The organism is Kitasatospora sp. NPDC001527, assembly GCF_040298605.1.
In the GTDB taxonomy this organism is placed as follows: Bacteria; Actinomycetota; Actinomycetes; order Streptomycetales; family Streptomycetaceae; genus Kitasatospora.
Genome location: NZ_JBEPAM010000003.1, coordinates 71,139 through 86,600, shown reverse-complemented (window position 1 = coordinate 86,600; position 15,462 = coordinate 71,139). Strand labels below are relative to the sequence as shown.

Genomic DNA, 15,462 nt, shown 5'->3' with positions numbered 1-15,462 from the left:
GCGCCGTCCCCCGCACGGGGCCGTCCGCTCCCGGAGGACAGCACACCAGTCCGGCCGCTTCCGGGGAAAGGCGCCGGGGCTTCCGGCCCGCTTCCGATCCGGCCCGCTTCCGATCAGGGACGCGCGGGTGGTGCCCCCACCCGCCCCCCGGCGGGCGGGGGTGGTCAGAGGGCGGGGGCGAGGCGGCCGGCGGTGAGGGTGAGGACGTCGTCGACGGCGGCGAGGGCGGCGTGGTCGTGGGTGACCAGGAGGGTGGTGCGGCCGCGGGTGGCGTCCAGGACGTCGGCGAGGACGGCGGCGGCGGTGTCCGGGTCGAGGCCCTCGGTGGGTTCGTCGAGGACGAGCACCGGCGGGTCGGCGAGCAGGGCGCGGGCCAGCAGCAGGCGCCGGCGCTGGCCGCCGGACACGGTGGCGCCGTCCCCGCCGAGCATGGTCTCCCAGCCGTCGGGGAGCGACTCGATCCAGTCCAGCAGCCGGGCCCGGCGGGCGGCCTCGCGCAGGTCCTCGTCGGCGGCGTCGGGGCGGGCCAGGCGCAGGTTGGCCCGGATCGTGGTGTGGAAGACGTGGGCGTCCTGGGTCACGCCGGTGATCACCCGGCGGACGTCGGCGCCCGCGCAGTCGCGCAGTTCGCGGCCGCCGACCCGGATGCTGCCGCTCTCGTACGGGACGAACCGCATCAGCGCCGCGATCAGCGTGGACTTGCCGGAGCCGCTGGCGCCGACCAGGGCGACCCGGCGGCCGGGCGGCAGGCGCAGGCTGACGCCGTCGAGGGCGGCGGGGCCGTCGGGGCGGTGACGCACCCGCAGGTCGGTGATCTCGACGCCCAGCGGGCCGGCGGCGGGGAGCGGGAGCGGGTCGGCCGGGTCGGTGACCGGGGGCGGGGTGTCCATGAGGTCGGCGAGCCGGCGGGCGCGGGCCCAGACGCCGGCGAGCCGGCGGGCGGCGGCGGGCAGGCCGGCCAGGGCGTCGAAGGAGACCAGGGCGAGCACCGCGAGGACGGCGGGCAGCCGGCCGTCGGCGTGGGCGCGCAGGCCGAGCCAGGTGGTGCCGACCGTGGCGGCGGCCTGGAACAGCAGGACCACGCCGGAGGCGAGCGAGGTGGTCAGCGCCGCGCGGCGCTCCAGGGCGGCGATCCGGGCGGTGGCGTCCGCGGCCCGCCGGTGGGCGCGGTCGCGGGCGCCGTACGCGGCGAGGTCGGCCGCGCCCTCGGTCAGGTCGACGGTGAGCGCCGCGAGTTCGGCGCGCGCGGCCTTCTCCGCGTGCCCGGTGCGCCGGGACAGCGCGAGCACCAGGGCGGGCACCAGCAGGCCGGCCGCGGCGAGCAGCACGCCGATCAGCAGCCCGGCGGCGGGCAGCAGCGCCAGGGCGGTTCCGGTGGCGGCCGCCGCGACCAGGGCCGCCGCGGTGACCGGGAAGAGGACGCGCAGCAGCAGGTCCTGGGCGGCGTCGACGTCGTCGACCAGGCGGATCAGCAGGTCGCCGCCGCGCAGCGCCGGGGTGCCGGCCGGGGCGAGCGGGACGAGCGCCTCGTAGACCCGGGCGCGGAAGCCGGCGACGGCGCGCAGCACGCCGTCGTGGCCGAGCAGGCGGTCGGCGTAGCGCAGGGTGCCGCGGCCGAGGGCGAGGGCGCGCACGGCGACGATCGCGACGGCGACGGCGGAGATCGGCGGCTGTTCGGCGGCGCGGGTGATCAGCCAGGCGGCGGTGGCCATCAGGGCGGCGCCGCTGAGCTCGCTGCCGGCGGCGGCGAGGACGGCGGGCAGCAGCCGGCGCCAGTACGGCAGGAGGTGGCGCAGCAGGCGGACGGTGGGGCGGGAAGCCGGTGCGGCGGTCATGAGCGCACCAGCCCTTCGGCGGCCGGGCCGGGGCCGGCCGGGGCCGGAGCGATCGGGGCGGGCCCGGCCGGGTCGAGGACGCCGGCCCGGACGGTGACGATCCGGTCGGCGTGCGGCAGCAGGCTCCGGCGGTGGGCGACCACGATCGCGGTGCGTCCGCGCATGAGGTCGGCGGTGGCCCTGGTCACGGCGGCCTCGCTCTCCGGGTCGAGGTGGGCGGTCGGTTCGTCGAGCAGCAGGACGGGGGCGTCCTTGAGGAAGGCGCGGGCCAGGGCTATGCGCTGGCGCTGCCCGGCCGACAGCCCGGCGCCGTGCTCGCCGAGCGGGGTGTCGTAGCCCTGCGGGAGCGCCTCGGTGAAGCCGTCGGCGCAGGCGGCCCGGGCGGCGGCGCGGACCTCGGCGTCGGTCGCGTCGGGGCGCCCGAGGCGGATGTTGTCGGCGACGGTCGCGGCGAACAGGTGCGGGCGCTGCGGCACCCAGGCGACCCGGGCGAGCCAGGCGTCGGGATCGAGCGCGGCGAGGTCGGTGCCGTCGACCAGGACCCGGCCCGCGCCGGGCGCGGTGAAGCCGAGGAACAGCGCGAGGAGGGTGGACTTGCCGGCGCCGCTCGGGCCCACCAGGGCGAGGTGCTCGCCGGGGTGGACGGTGAGCGAGACGCCGTCGAGGGCCGGTGCGGCGCGGTCGGGGTGGTGGACGCTCACGCCGTCCAGGCGAAGCCGCGCGGTCCCGAGGCCGGGGACGGGGGACGGCGCGGGGCGCGCGGCGGGCTCCTCCTCGTCCAGGACGGCGAAGACCCGCTCGGCCACCGCGAGGCCCTCGGCGCTGTCGTGAAAGGCCGCGCCCGCCGCGCGCAGCGGCAGGTAGGCCTCGGGGGCGAGGAAGAGCACCACCAGGGCGGTGCGCAGGTCCAGTTCGCCGGCCAGCAGCCGCAGCCCGACCGGGACGGCGACCAGCGCCACCGACAGGGTGGCGACGGTCTCCAGGACGAGGGAGGAGAGGAAGGCCACCCGCAGGGTCCGCATGGTGGCCCGCCGGTGGGCGTCGGCCATCTCCCGCACCACGCCGCTCTGGTGGTGCTCGCGGCCGAAGGCGCGCAGCGTGGGCAGTCCGGCGAGGACGTCCAGGAAGTGGCCGCCGAGCCGGGCGAGCAGCCGCCACTGCCGGGCGGTGCGGCGGGCGGTGTGCATCCCGACGAGCGCGCCGAACACCGGGATCAGCGGGAGCGTGATCACGATGATCAGCGCGGAGGTCCAGTCGGTCCACCACAGCCACCCGACGACCACGGGCGGGACGGCGGCGGTGGCGGCCATGGTGGGCAGGTAGCCGGTGAGGTACGGGTCGAGGGCGTCCAGGCCGCGGGTGAGCAGGGTGGCCGTCTCGCCGTGCCGCCGGGCGGCCAGCCGGCGCGGGCCGGTGTGCCGGAGGCGGGCGGTGAGGCGCTCGCGCAGGGCGCGCTTGGCCTCGGCGGCGGCGCGCTGGGCGAGGGCGCCGCGGGCCCAGGCGAGCAGGGCGCGCAGGGCGAGGACGGTGGCGAGGGCGGCGAGGGCGCCGGCCCCCGGGCTCCGCCCGGCGAAGCCGTCCGCGAGCAGGCCGGCCAGCAGGCCGGCCTGGCCGACGACGAGCCCGGCGCCCAGCAGGGCGAGCGCGGTCGCGGTGGTCAGGTGGTGTCGCACTACCGGGAGTTCGCGCCGCAGGCGGCGTTCGGCCGGCTTCATCCCGTGCTCCCTCCCGGGTCGTCCCCGGCGTGCGGGGCGGATCGCTTCCGCGGCCCGGTGCGGACGGCTTCCGCGACCCGGGTCGGGCCGGTCGGGTGGCCGTCGGGCCGCGGAAGCCGGCTGAGGCCGTCGGCCGGTGGCGCCGGGGGGCGGCCGGCCGACGGCGGGCGGTCAGAAGTAGCTGGGGTGGCGCCGGCCGGTGCGGCCGCGGAACGCCCACCAGCTCCAGGCCTGGTAGATCAGGATCAGCGGGACGACCAGCACGCCGAAGCCGATCAGCAGCTTCAGGGTGGCCTCGTCGGCGACGGCCTCGTCGACGGTGATCCCGGCCCCGGAGTCCGCGGTCAGCAGGTACGGGTACTGGCCGGCCCCGATCAGCGGCACCGGCAGCGCGGTCGCGGCGCAGGTGGCGGCGAACGCCGGGGCGCCGCGGCCGCGGGTGAGGAACCACCAGCCGGCGCCGAGGGCGGCGGCGACGAGCGCGAACAGCACCGCCGAGGTGGCCGTCCTGGTCATCGAGGCGCCCGCCCCGAACAGCGAGAGCACCAGGGCGAGGGCGCTCGCGGCGCCCGCCGCGGCGATCAGGGTGGCGCCCACCCGCCGTGCGGCGGCGGCGGGTTCGGGTTCGGATCGGATCGCGATGAAGGCCGCGCCGTGCCCGGCGAAGAGCAGAGCGGTGGCCACGCCGCAGGTCAGCGGGAACGGCGCGAGGACGTCCCCGATCCCGAGGTGGAAGGAGCCGTCCGCGCGGCGGGGCACGCCGTGCAGCAGCAGGCCGACCACGAGGCCCCAGCCGACGGCGGGCAGCGCGCCGCCGAACACCACCAGGGCGTTCCAGACGCGCAGTGCCCGGGCGCCGCGGGAGCGGCCGCGCAGCTGGACCGCGGCGTTGCCGACCACCAGGCCGGCCAGGATCGCCACGATCAGCGGGTAGAGGCCGGAGAGCAGGCTGCCCTCCAGGTGCGGGAAGGCGCCGAACATCACGCCGGCGAAGGCGACCAGCCACACCTCGTTGCCGAGGAAGAACGGGGCGATCGCGTCCAGCGCGGCGTTGCGCCCTCCCGGGCCCCGGTCCTGTTCCGGTGCCGCGGCGGTGGAGCCGAGGAACGGGGAGAGCATCTGCGCGCCGTAGTCGTAGCCGCCGAGCACGAAGTAGCCGGCGAGCAGCAGGCCGAGCAGGGCCAGCCAGAGGGTCTCCAGGCTCATGTCGCCCAACCTTCCGTCACGTCAGGGGAGTTCATCTCGGTGCGGGATCCGTCGCCGGGCTCAGAAGACCGGGACCGGCTGCTTCTCGTCGGCGCCGCCCGCACCGGGCAGGTCGTCGCCGAGCGGATCGCCGGCGCCGAGTTGGGCGCCGTCCGGGCCGCGCCGGGCGAAGCGGGTGATCAGCGTCCAGTTGGTCACCGCGAGGGCGACGAAGACGGCGGTGAACACCGCGCAGGACACCGCCAGGGATCCCCGGCCGACGTGGGAGAGCGCGTCGTCGACGGTCAGCTCGCCGTAGACCAGCCACGGCTGGCGGCCGATCTCGCGCACCACCCAGCCGCCGACGGAGGCGATGAAGGGCAGCGGGATGATCGCGGTCATCAGGTAGGCGAGCCAGCGCCGGCGCACCAGCAGGTCCTTCAGCAGCAGGAAGACGGCGATGAACGTGATGGTCGAGACGGTGTTGCCGAGGATCGTCATCAGGTCCATCGAGTTCTTCACCCAGCCCTGCCAGGGCACGTAGTCCCCGGGCCCGTACTGGGCGACCAGCCGCGCCTGCTCCTCGGCGACGCCGCCGCCGTCGAGGAGGGCGGCCTTCATCGGCTGGGTCCGCTCGATCACCGGGACCTGCAGGTTGCCGACGATGATGACGAAGAACGAGGACAGCATGCTCACCCAGACGCCCAGCCGCAGCGAGCCGCGGAACAGCGCGGTCTCCCGGGTGCCCTTGGCGAAGTGCCAGGCGCTGATGCCGGCGACGAAGATGCCGCCGGTGGTGAGCGCGGCCAGCGCGACGTGGCCGAGGGCCACCAGGGCGTTGGCGTTGGTCAGCAGCGCGCCGAAGTCGGTCAGGTAGGCGGCGCCGTCGCGCACCTCGTAGCCGACCGGGTGCTGGAGGAAGCCGTTGGCGATCAGGATCCAGAACGCCGAGGCGTACGCGGTGAGCGCGACCAGCCAGATCAGCGCGACGTGCACGCCGCGGCGCATCCGGCCCCAGCCGAAGATCCACATGCCGAGGAAGGTGGACTCGGCGAAGAAGGCGATCAGGGTCTCCAGCGCCAGCGGGGCGCCGAAGACGTTGCCGGCGAACTTGCTCAGTCCGCTCCAGCTGAGGCCGAACTGGAACTCCATGACGAGGCCGGTGACGATGCCGACCGCGTAGTTGATGACGTAGAGCTGGCCCCAGAAGCGGGTCATCCGCTCGCGCACCGCCCGGGTGGCCGGGTCCCGGGTGTACGCGGCCCGGGTGTGCATGAACGCGACCAGGGGGACCAGCCCCATGGTGAGGATGACGAAGAGCCAGTGCACGCTGGTGGTGGCCGCGAACTGGAGTCGGGCCAGATCCGCAGCGCTCATGATGCGACCTTCCTGGGGGGCGGTGGGCCTCCGGGGCGGCGGACGGATGAGGAGGACGGGAAGCGGAGGAGGGGGACGGGGTCCCCGCCTCGCGTGTGCGGGTGGCGGGCAGCGGCGCTGCCCGCCACCCGCGGCGACGAACCCCACCGAGGACGTTAGGCGAGGATTGCTTATGCGTTCCAAGACCGGTTTTGCTATGTGCGGATAACCCGTCAGGCATCAGCAGAGGTGAACCGTGGATTTGCTGCAACTGCGCCACTTCCAGGCCGTCGCCCGTTTCGAGCACATCAGCCGCGCCGCCGAGGAGCTGAACGTCGCCCAGCCCTCGCTCAGCCGCACCATCGCCCGGCTGGAGGCCGAGCTGGGCACCCCGCTCTTCGACCGGCTGGGCCGGCGGATCCGGCTCAACCAGTACGGCGCGGTGTTCCTGCGCCACGTCGACCGCGCGCTGAGCGAGCTCGACGACGGGCGACGGGCGCTGCGGGAGGCCCGGGAGACCGGCCTCGGCCGGGTCGGCGTGGCCTCCGAGACGCTGCTGACCGTCACCCATCTGATGGGCGGCTTCCGGACCGCCTTCCCGGGCGCCGAGGTGCGGCTGTTCCAGTCCAACGTCGAGGAGATGGACCGCCAGCTGCGCGCCGGGGAGGTCGACTTCTGCGTCGCCTCGCAGCCGCTGGCCGGACCGGACCTGGAGGCCGTCGAACTGCTCCGCGAGGAGGTGCTGCTGGCCGTGCCGCGCGGGCACTGGCTGGACGGCCGGGAGAGCGTGACCATCGCCGAGATCGCCGACGAACCGTTCGTCACCACCCGCCGCGGCCACTGGCAACGCGCCCTGCTGGACCGGCTGTTCGCGACCGAGGGGCTCACCCCGCGGCTGTCCTGCGAGGGGGACGAGCCGGGCGCCAGTCAGGACATGATCAGCAGCGGGCTCGGTATCGGCCTCATCCCGGCGATGTCCCGGCTGGCCGGCACCGACACCCATGTCCCGGTGGCCTGGGTGCACGTGGAGGCCGCGAACTGCTACCGGGTGCTCACCCTGGTCTGGAACCGGGCCTCCTACCACTCCGAGGCGGCCCGCCGGTTCCGGGAATTCACCATCAGCAGGCCGCTGATGACGCACCGTCGGCCGGATCCCAGGGTGTTCCGCGGGCGGGCCTGAGCGTGCCCGGGGCGCGGATGATCGATCCTGGCGCGCCCCTGGGTCCTTTGCTACGCTCGAACGCGCTGCCGTGTTCCCGACCGAGGGCGTCGCGTGTCCGAACGGTCGGTAGGAGAAGGCGGGTTGGCGGGGGAGACGCCCTCTGAGCCACCCACCGGCAGCCGTCCTGCCACCCCTTCGTCACGTGACCGGTGCCCGCGTTTCCGGCGCGCCTCGCGCACGCCCGGGCACCATCGAGGAGTCCCGTCATGCCCAAGATCACCTACGTCGCCGTCGACACGACGGAGCGCACCATCGACGTCCCGGTCGGCACCAGCGTCATGCGCGGTGCCGTCTTCAATGACGTGGACGGCATCGTCGCCCAGTGCGGCGGCAACCTCCAGTGCGCCACCTGCCACGTCTACGTCGACGAGTCGACGCTCGACAAGCCGGAGCCGATCCGGGAGGACGAGGACGACATGCTGGACTTCACCGCCTGCGAGCGCCGGCCCAACAGCCGGCTCAGCTGCCAGCTCACGGTGACCGAGGCCCTGGACGGCCTGATCGTCCACCTCCCCGAGCGGCAGAGGTGATGGCCTACGCCACCGGCCCCGCGTCGGAGCGTCCCGGGCCCGGCCACCCCGCGTCGGTGGTCGTCGTCGGAGCCGGCCAGGGCGGCTACCAGACGGCCGCCTCGCTGCGCGAACGCGGCTACCGGGGAAGGCTGGTGCTGATCGACGACGAGGACGAACTCCCCTACGAGAGACCTCCGTTGTCCAAGGCCTACCTGCACGGGGAGGCGGACGAGACCCAGCTGTGGCTGCGGCCGGTGAGCTACTACGCGCGCCGGTCGATCGAGCTGGTCGCGGGCTCGGTGACGGCGCTCGACCCGGACGCCCGCACGGTCCGGCTCGCCGACGGCTCGGTGTACGGCTACGACCACCTGGTGCTGGCCACCGGGGCCACCCCGCGCACGCTCGCCGTGCCGGGGGCCGGGCTGGACGGCGTGCACACGCTGCGCACCGCCCGGGACGCCGCCGCCCTGCGGTCCTCGCTCGGCGCCGCCCGGCACGCGGTGGTGGTGGGCGCCGGGTTCATCGGCCTGGAGTTCGCCGCCGCCGCGCGGCGGGCCGGCTGCGAGGTGACGGTGGTCGAGGCCCTGGACCGCCCGCTCGCCCGGGCGGTCTCGGCCCGTACCGCCGAGCACTTCACCCGGCTGCACCGCCGTGAGGGCACCCGGCTGCTGTTCGGCCGGGGGGTCGCCGCCCTGCACGGCGACGAGTACGGCCGGGTCGCGGTGGTGGAACTGGCCGACGGCGACAGCCTGGAGGCCGACCTGGTGCTGGCCGGCATCGGCGTGGTCCCGCGCACCGGTCTCGCGGCCGAGGCCGGGCTGCGGGTGAGCGGCGGCATCGTCGTCGACTCCCGGCTGCTGACCGGTGACCCGCACATCTCGGCGATCGGCGACTGCGCGGCGTTCCCCCAGGTGCGCTCGGGCAACCTGCTGCGGCTGGAGTCGGTGCAGAACGCCGTCGGCCACGCCGAGGCGGTGGCCGCCCGGCTGACCGGCACGGCCGGCGGCTACCGCGAACTGCCGTGGTTCTGGAGCGACCAGTTCGCCACCACCGTGCAGATCGCCGGCCTGAACGAGGGCCACGACACCGAGGTGGTGCTCGGCGACGACCCGGACGCCTTCTCGGTGCTGCTGTTCCGCGCCGGTGAACTGCAGGCGGTGGAGTCGGTGAACCGCCCGGCCGACCACCTGGCGGCCCGGCGGCTCCTTGACCGAGGCGTGGTGCTGGATCCGGTCGATGCCACCGCCCCCGGTTTCACCCTCCGCGGCCACCTGGCGAGCCACCGCGGCGGCACCGAGGTACCGGTGGGCTGACCGGCCAGGACCTTGCCCGCGGGCCGGCGCCCGCCCCGCCGCACCGCGGGGCGGGCGCCGGACAACGGGAATACCGGATTCCGAACACCACCGGCCCCACGCCTTTCAAAGGTGAAGCAGAAGAACAAACGTCATTTAATGCCGGACGGTTTTCGGCCACCCCCGGGCCGGTGTTCCGGCGATCGAACCTTCACAGTTAGTTCATAGGTGGCTGTTGCGGAAGCATCTGCCGGTGAGGCAGGATTCAACAAGATCGCTTGCTTGCTCATTCACTCACCCGAATAACAAACAGGGGATACCACCGTGCCCGAATCCGCCAGCCCGCAGGGATTCACCGGCGAGGCCGCGCTGCGCCGCCTCAACCGGGCCACCGTCGAGCGGTACATGCACACCCTCGGCCAGGACCGGCTGCGCCGGCACGAGCTGTTCACCGAGGACGGCGTCGGCGGCCTGTGGACCACCGACACCGGCTCCCCGGTGGCCACCCGCGGCCGGGACCGCCTGGGCGAGCACGCCGTCTGGTCGCTGAAGTGCTTCCCGGACTGGGAGTGGTACAACATCGAGATCTTCGAGACCCAGGACCCGAACCGTTTCTGGGTGGAGTGCGACGGCCGCGGGAAGATCCTCTTCGGTGACTACCCGGACGGTTGGTACGAGAACCACTTCATCCATTCCTTCGAAATGGAGAACGGGCTGATAAAGCTGCAGCGGGAGTTCATGAACCCGTTCCGGCAGCTGCGCGCGCTCGGGATTCCGGTGCCGGAGATCAAGCGCACCGGAATACCCACCTGACAATTCCAGAGAACCACCGCCGGATCGGAGTGCGTCGTGGAAGACGTCATACGGGAGATTCGCATCCGCGGGGCTTTGCATCAACCCGAATGGAGCGACCTCCTCCAGGTCAGCCGGGTGGGCGAGGCGCTGGCCTCGCGTCCCGCCCTGGTCCAGCCGGACGAGCTGGCGACCTTGCGCGCCCTGCTGGGAAAAGTGGCGGCCGGCGAAGCGCTGGTGCTCCAGTCGGGGGACTGTGCCGAGGATCCTCAGGAATGTACACGTCAACATGTGGCGCGAAAGACCGCGCTGCTCGACCTGCTCGCCGGGACGCTCGGTCTGCGAACCGGTCAGCCCGTCATCCGCGCGGGCCGTATCGCGGGACAGTTCGCCAAGCCCCGCTCCAGGCCCACCGAAGTCGTCGACGGGATCGAACTCCCGGTCTTCCGGGGGCACATGGTGAACGGGCCGGAGCCGGACCCGGAGGCCCGCCGGCCCGACCCGCTGCGCATCCTCACCGGCTACATGGCGGCCGGTGACATCGTCGAGCACCTCGGCTGGCGCGACCGCGCGGCCGGCCGCGACGTGGTCGAGCCCCTGGTGTGGACCAGCCACGAGGCGCTGCTGCTCGACTACGAGACGCCGATGCTGCGCGTCGACGACAAGGGCCGGCTGTTCCTCGGCTCGACCCACTGGCCGTGGATCGGCGAGCGCACCCGCCAGGTCGAGGGCGCCCACGTGGCCCTGCTCGCCCAGGTCGCCAACCCGGTGGCCTGCAAGGTCGGCCCCACCGTGGAACCGGACGAGCTGCTCGCCCTCTGCGAGAAGCTCGACCCCTGGCGCGACCCCGGCCGCCTCACCCTGATCGCCCGGATGGGCGCCGAGGCCGTCGCGGACCGCCTGCCGAAACTCGTCGACGCCGTCCGCGGCGCCGGCCACCCCGTGGTCTGGCTCAGCGACCCCGTGCACGGCAACACCTTCGCGGCCCCCGGGGGACTCAAGACCCGCCTGGTGGAGACCGTCGCGCTGGAGGTCGCCCGGTTCGTCGAGGCGGTGCGCGGCGCCGGCGGCGTGGCCGGCGGACTGCACCTGGAGACCACCCCGGACGACGTCACCGAGTGCGCGTCCACCGAGGCCGACCTCGGCTCCGTCGGCGAGCGCTACACCTCCCGCTGCGACCCCCGCCTCAACCCGGGCCAGGCCGTCGCCGTGGTGTCCTCCTGGACCGCCTGACCCGGTCCGCCGCACCACGGCCCCCCATGACCGCGGCACCACGCCGCCCCGCTCCGCGCCCCACACCCACCCTCGCACCAGGCAGAGAACCGGAGCCATGACCGGCATACCCCCCATCCCGTCGTACCCCTTACCGGCCGAGGGCGACCTGCCGCCGGCCGTCGTGTCCTGGACCGCCGAGCCGCACCGCGCGGTCCTGCTCGTCCACGACATGCAGCGCTACTTCCTCGCCCCGATCCCGGAGAGCACCCGCGACCAGCTGGTGCGCAACGCGGCGCGGCTGCGCGACCGCTGCGCCGCCCGGGGCATCCCGGTCGCCTACACCGCCCAGCCGGGCGGCATGACCGACGAACAGCGCGGGCTCCTCAAGGACTTCTGGGGCCCGGGCATGCGCCCCGCCCCGGAGGACCGCCAGGTGGTGGACGCCCTGGCGCCCGCCGAGCAGGACTGGCTGCTCACCAAGTGGCGCTACAGCGCGTTCTTCCGCACCGACCTGCTGCGGCGGATGCGCGACGCCGGCCGCGACCAGCTCGTGCTCTGCGGCGTCTACGCCCACGTGGGCGTGCTGGCCACCGCCGTCGAGGCCTTCACCAACGACATCCAGGTGTTCTTCGTCGCGGACGCCACCGCCGACTTCTCGCCGGAGTACCACCGCTCGGCGCTCACCTACGCCGCCGAGCGCTGCGCCCGGGTCACCACCGTCGAGGGGCTGTTCGCATGACGGTCGGCCTGTCCGGGGCCCCCGGTCACGAGAGCGGCCCCGACCTGCTCCACGAGGTGCTGGCGGGCCGTGCGGAGGCCTTCGCCCTGCTGCACCGGCCGGGCACCGCTGCCGCCGGCGCCGACGGCGGCGGCCCGGTGGTGGAGGTGCTGACCGGCTCGGTCGCCCTGCCCGCCGCGCTGGCGGACATCCCGCTGCCCCCGGCCCCGCGGCCGGGCAGCGGAGAGCGGCACGAGGTGCTCGTGGTGGTGCCCTACCGGCAGCTCGCCGAGCGCGGTTTCGAGGCCGCCGACGACGGGACGCCGCTGGTGGCGATGACCGTCACCGGCCAGCAGCGGGTGCCGCTCGCCCAGGCGCTGGTCCGGCTGCCGGACGTGCCGACGCCGCTGGCCGGCGGCGCGTTCGACGTCGGCGACGAGGCGTACGGCGAGGTGGTGCGCCGGATCGTCGAGGAGACGATCGGCACCGGCGAGGGGGCGAACTTCGTCATCCGCCGCACCTTCGTCGCCGACATCACCGACTACGGGCCGCTCAGCGCGCCCGCGCTGTTCCGCCGGCTGCTGGAGCGGGAGACCGGCGCCTACTGGACCTTCCTGGTCCACACCGGCGGCCGCACCCTGGTCGGCGCCTCGCCGGAACGGCACGTCAGCCTCCGGGGCGGCACGGCGGTGATGAACCCGATCAGCGGCACCTACCGCTACCCGCCGTCCGGGCCGACCCTGTCGGGGGTGCTGGAGTTCCTCGGCGACCGCAAGGAGACCGACGAGCTGTACATGGTGCTCGACGAGGAGCTCAAGATGATGGGCCGGATCTGCGGGACGGGCGGCCGGGTGGTCGGCCCGTACCTCAAGGAGATGGCCCGGGTCGCGCACACCGAGTACCTCATCGAGGGCCGCACCGACCGCGACGTGCGGGACATCCTGCGGGAGACGATGTTCGCCCCCACCGTGACGGGCAGCCCGGTGGAGAGCGCCTGCCGGATCATCCACCGGTACGAGCCGGGCGGCCGCGGCTACTACAGCGGCGTCGCCGCGCTGATCGGCCGGGACGCGGCGGGGGAGCGGGTGATGGACTCCGCGATCCTCATCCGCACCGCGGACATCACCCCGCGGGGGCGGATCGGCATCGGGGTGGGCGCCACCATCGTGCGGCACTCCGACCCGGCCTCGGAGGCGGCCGAGACCAGGGCCAAGGCGGCCGGGCTGGTCGCCGCACTCGACGGGGACGTACGGAATCGTTTCGCCGACCATCCGAGCGTGCTCCGCGCCCTGGAGTCGCGCAACGACTCGATCGCCGGCTTCTGGCTCGCCGACACCGAGGCCCGTGCCTCGGCCCCGCCCGGACTCGCCGGGCGCAGCGTCCTGGTGGTCGACGCGGAGGACACCTTCACCTCGATGATCGACCAGGAGCTGCGCTCCCTGGGCCTGCGCGTCACGGTCCGCCGGTTCGACGAGGAGTACGCCTTCGAGGGCCACGACCTGGTGGTGCTGGGCCCCGGGCCGGGCGACCCGCGGGAGGCCGCGCACCCCAGGATGCGCCACCTGCGCGGCGCGGTCGACACGCTGCTGGCGGAGCGCCGGCCGTTCCTCGCGGTCTGCCTCAGCCACCAGGTGCTCGGGCTGCGGCTCGGGCTGCCGATCCGCCGCCGGACGGTGCCCAACCAGGGCGTGCAGAAGGAGATCGACCTCTTCGGCTCGCCCGAACGGGTCGGCTTCTACAACACCTTCGCCCTGGTGAGCCCGGCGGACGAGTTCGCCGCGGACGGCCTCGGGCCGGTCCGGGTCAGCCGGGAGGCGGCCACCGGCGAGGTGCACGCGCTGCGCGGGCCCGGCTTCGCCTCGCTCCAGTTCCACCCCGAGTCGGTCCTGACCCGGGAGGGGCCGCGGATCGTGGCCACCGCCCTGTCCGGACTGCTCGGCCCGGCGCGGGTCCCCGACCCGGCCTGACCCGCCCGCGAGACCGCCGGGCCGGCGCTCCCCCCCGTACGCGCCGGCCCGGCTCCCCCCTGCCCGCCGCGCGCCGTGCCGTGCCCGGCCGGCGCGGCGCCGCACCCGCATTCCCAACGACGAGTGGGAGGACCCATGCACCAGTACGTCGTCGTCGACGCCTTCGCGCGCCGGCCGCTCACCGGCAACCCGGTGGCCGTTTTCTTCGGGGCCGACGACCTGTCGGCCGACCAGATGCAGCGCATCGCCCGGGAGATGAACCTCTCGGAGACCACCTTCGTCCTCACCCCCCGGCAGGGCGGGGACCACCTTGTGCGGATCTTCACCCCGGTGAACGAACTGCCCTTCGCGGGGCACCCGTTGCTCGGCACGGCGATCGCCCTGGGCGAGCGCACCGAGGCCGCCGCGCTGCGGATCGAGACCGCGATGGGCGTCATCCCGTTCGAGCTGGAGCGGGAGGGCGGGCGGACCGTCGCGACCAGCATGCGCCAGCCGGTGCCGGTCTGGGAGCCCTTCGACCGGACCGAGGAGCTGCTGTGGGCGCTGGGCGTCAGCGGGTCCACGCTCCCGGTGGAGATCTACCGCAACGGTCCGCGGCACGTCCTGGTCGGCTTCGAGAGCGTCGAGGCGCTGTCCAAGGTGGACCCGGACCACCGCGCGCTGGCCCGGTTCCCGGACATGGCGACCAACTGCATCGCCGGTTCCGGGACGGTCTGGCGCAACCGGATGTTCTCGCCCGCCTACGGGGTGGTGGAGGACGCCGCGACCGGCTCCGCCGCCGGCCCGATCGCCATCCACGTGGCCCGCCACGGTCTCGGTGCCTACGGGCAGCGCATCGAGATCACCCAGGGCGTCGAGATCGGCCGTCCCTCGCCGATGGGCGCCCTGGTGCACGGCGAGGGCGACCGCGTCGACAGCGTCGAGGTCTCGGGCCACGGGGTCGTCACCATCGAAGGAGTCCTGCATGTCTGACCGGCCGAGGCGTTCCGAGTCGCTGACCGGGACGGTCGCGATCGACTTCCCGGAGTTCCGCACCCCGCCGGCCGAGCCGATGGGCCTGCTGAACTCCTGGCTGGCCGCCGCGGCCGGGCACGGGGTGCGGGAGCCGCGCGCGCTCGCCCTCGCCACCGCCGACGCCCGGGGCCGCAGTTCGTCCCGGATCCTGGTGATCAACCGGATCACCGAGCGGGGGATCGTCTTCGCCACCCACGCCGGCAGCCGCAAGGGCCGGGAGCTGGCGGAGAACCCCTGGGCGTCCGGCGTCCTGTACTGGCGGGAGACCAGCCAGCAGATCGTCCTGGCCGGGCCGGTGCGGCGGCTGCCGGACGCCACCGCCGAGGAGCTGTGGGCCGCCCGGGCGGTGTTCACCCACCCGATGACCACGGTCTCCCGGCAGAGCGCGCCGGTGGAGGACCTCGACCACTTCGAGGAGATCCGCGCCAAGGCCCTGGAGCTCGGCCGCCCGGGGCAGCCGCTGCCCCGGCCCGCCTCCTACACCGCCTTCGAACTGGTGCCGGACGTCCTGGAGTTCTGGGCCGACGGCACCGACCGGCTGCACGAGCGGCTGTGCTACGACCGCACCGCCGACGGCTGGGCGATCAGCCGGCTCCAGCCCTGATCCCCGCGCGGCCGCCGGCCGCGCCGACCCGCCCC

The 15,462-nt window shown here is 74.6% G+C and carries 13 protein-coding genes; 9 read left to right on the top strand and 4 right to left on the bottom strand.

Annotation, left to right across the window (positions count from 1 at the left end; translation table 11 throughout):
• Nucleotides 1–164: 164 nt before the first annotated feature.
• From cydC to ABT238_RS03930, 4 genes are all read right to left on the bottom strand, one after another.
• Nucleotides 165–1,835 (bottom strand): thiol reductant ABC exporter subunit CydC, encoded by a 1,671-nt coding sequence (gene cydC / locus ABT238_RS03945; protein ID WP_350755452.1) that lies wholly within the window; start codon nucleotides 1,833–1,835, stop codon nucleotides 165–167.
• Nucleotides 1,832–3,550 carry a thiol reductant ABC exporter subunit CydD gene (cydD, locus tag ABT238_RS03940; protein ID WP_350755451.1) on the bottom strand — a complete coding sequence of 573 codons (1,719 nt, stop codon included), beginning with the start codon at nucleotides 3,548–3,550 and terminating at the stop codon, nucleotides 1,832–1,834. The genes cydC and cydD overlap by 4 nt, the downstream gene beginning before the upstream one ends.
• A gap of 171 nt (nucleotides 3,551–3,721) precedes the next feature.
• Nucleotides 3,722–4,756 carry a cytochrome d ubiquinol oxidase subunit II gene (locus ABT238_RS03935; RefSeq protein WP_350755450.1) on the bottom strand — a complete coding sequence of 345 codons (1,035 nt, stop codon included), beginning with the start codon at nucleotides 4,754–4,756 and terminating at the stop codon, nucleotides 3,722–3,724.
• A gap of 60 nt (nucleotides 4,757–4,816) precedes the next feature.
• Nucleotides 4,817–6,112 carry a cytochrome ubiquinol oxidase subunit I gene (locus tag ABT238_RS03930; protein ID WP_350560217.1) on the bottom strand — a complete coding sequence of 432 codons (1,296 nt, stop codon included), beginning with the start codon at nucleotides 6,110–6,112 and terminating at the stop codon, nucleotides 4,817–4,819.
• Between the two features lie 235 nt (nucleotides 6,113–6,347).
• On the opposite strand from ABT238_RS03930, the gene ABT238_RS03925 reads away from it, so the two are divergent.
• From ABT238_RS03925 to phzG, 9 genes are all read left to right on the top strand, one after another.
• The gene (locus ABT238_RS03925; protein ID WP_350560215.1) at nucleotides 6,348–7,271 is read left to right on the top strand and encodes a LysR family transcriptional regulator; all 924 of its coding nucleotides are present in this window, start codon (nucleotides 6,348–6,350) and stop codon (nucleotides 7,269–7,271) included.
• Between the two features lie 248 nt (nucleotides 7,272–7,519).
• Nucleotides 7,520–7,843, top strand: coding sequence for a 2Fe-2S iron-sulfur cluster-binding protein (locus tag ABT238_RS03920; RefSeq protein ID WP_350560213.1), 324 nt, complete (start codon nucleotides 7,520–7,522; stop codon nucleotides 7,841–7,843).
• A complete protein-coding gene (locus ABT238_RS03915) occupies nucleotides 7,843–9,138 on the top strand; it encodes an NAD(P)/FAD-dependent oxidoreductase (RefSeq protein ID WP_350755449.1) in 1,296 nt (431 codons plus the stop codon). Before ABT238_RS03920 ends, ABT238_RS03915 begins: the two co-directional genes overlap by 1 nt.
• A gap of 303 nt (nucleotides 9,139–9,441) precedes the next feature.
• The gene (locus ABT238_RS03910) at nucleotides 9,442–9,930 is read left to right on the top strand and encodes a PhzA/PhzB family protein (RefSeq protein ID WP_350560209.1); all 489 of its coding nucleotides are present in this window, start codon (nucleotides 9,442–9,444) and stop codon (nucleotides 9,928–9,930) included.
• Between the two features lie 36 nt (nucleotides 9,931–9,966).
• Nucleotides 9,967–11,142: a 3-deoxy-7-phosphoheptulonate synthase gene (locus ABT238_RS03905; protein ID WP_350755448.1), complete on the top strand. Its 1,176-nt coding sequence runs from the start codon at nucleotides 9,967–9,969 to the stop codon at nucleotides 11,140–11,142.
• Nucleotides 11,143–11,239: 97 nt separating this feature from the next.
• Nucleotides 11,240–11,863, top strand: a complete 624-nt coding sequence (locus ABT238_RS03900) for an isochorismatase family protein (protein ID WP_350560205.1) — start codon at nucleotides 11,240–11,242, stop codon at nucleotides 11,861–11,863.
• A complete protein-coding gene (locus ABT238_RS03895; RefSeq protein WP_350560203.1) occupies nucleotides 11,860–13,809 on the top strand; it encodes an anthranilate synthase family protein in 1,950 nt (649 codons plus the stop codon). Before ABT238_RS03900 ends, ABT238_RS03895 begins: the two co-directional genes overlap by 4 nt.
• 135 nt (nucleotides 13,810–13,944) lie before the next feature.
• Nucleotides 13,945–14,781, top strand: coding sequence for a PhzF family phenazine biosynthesis isomerase (locus ABT238_RS03890; RefSeq protein WP_350560201.1), 837 nt, complete (start codon nucleotides 13,945–13,947; stop codon nucleotides 14,779–14,781).
• A complete protein-coding gene (gene phzG, locus ABT238_RS03885) occupies nucleotides 14,774–15,427 on the top strand; it encodes a phenazine biosynthesis FMN-dependent oxidase PhzG (RefSeq protein ID WP_350560199.1) in 654 nt (217 codons plus the stop codon). The genes ABT238_RS03890 and phzG overlap by 8 nt, the downstream gene beginning before the upstream one ends.
• Nucleotides 15,428–15,462: the final 35 nt, after the last annotated feature.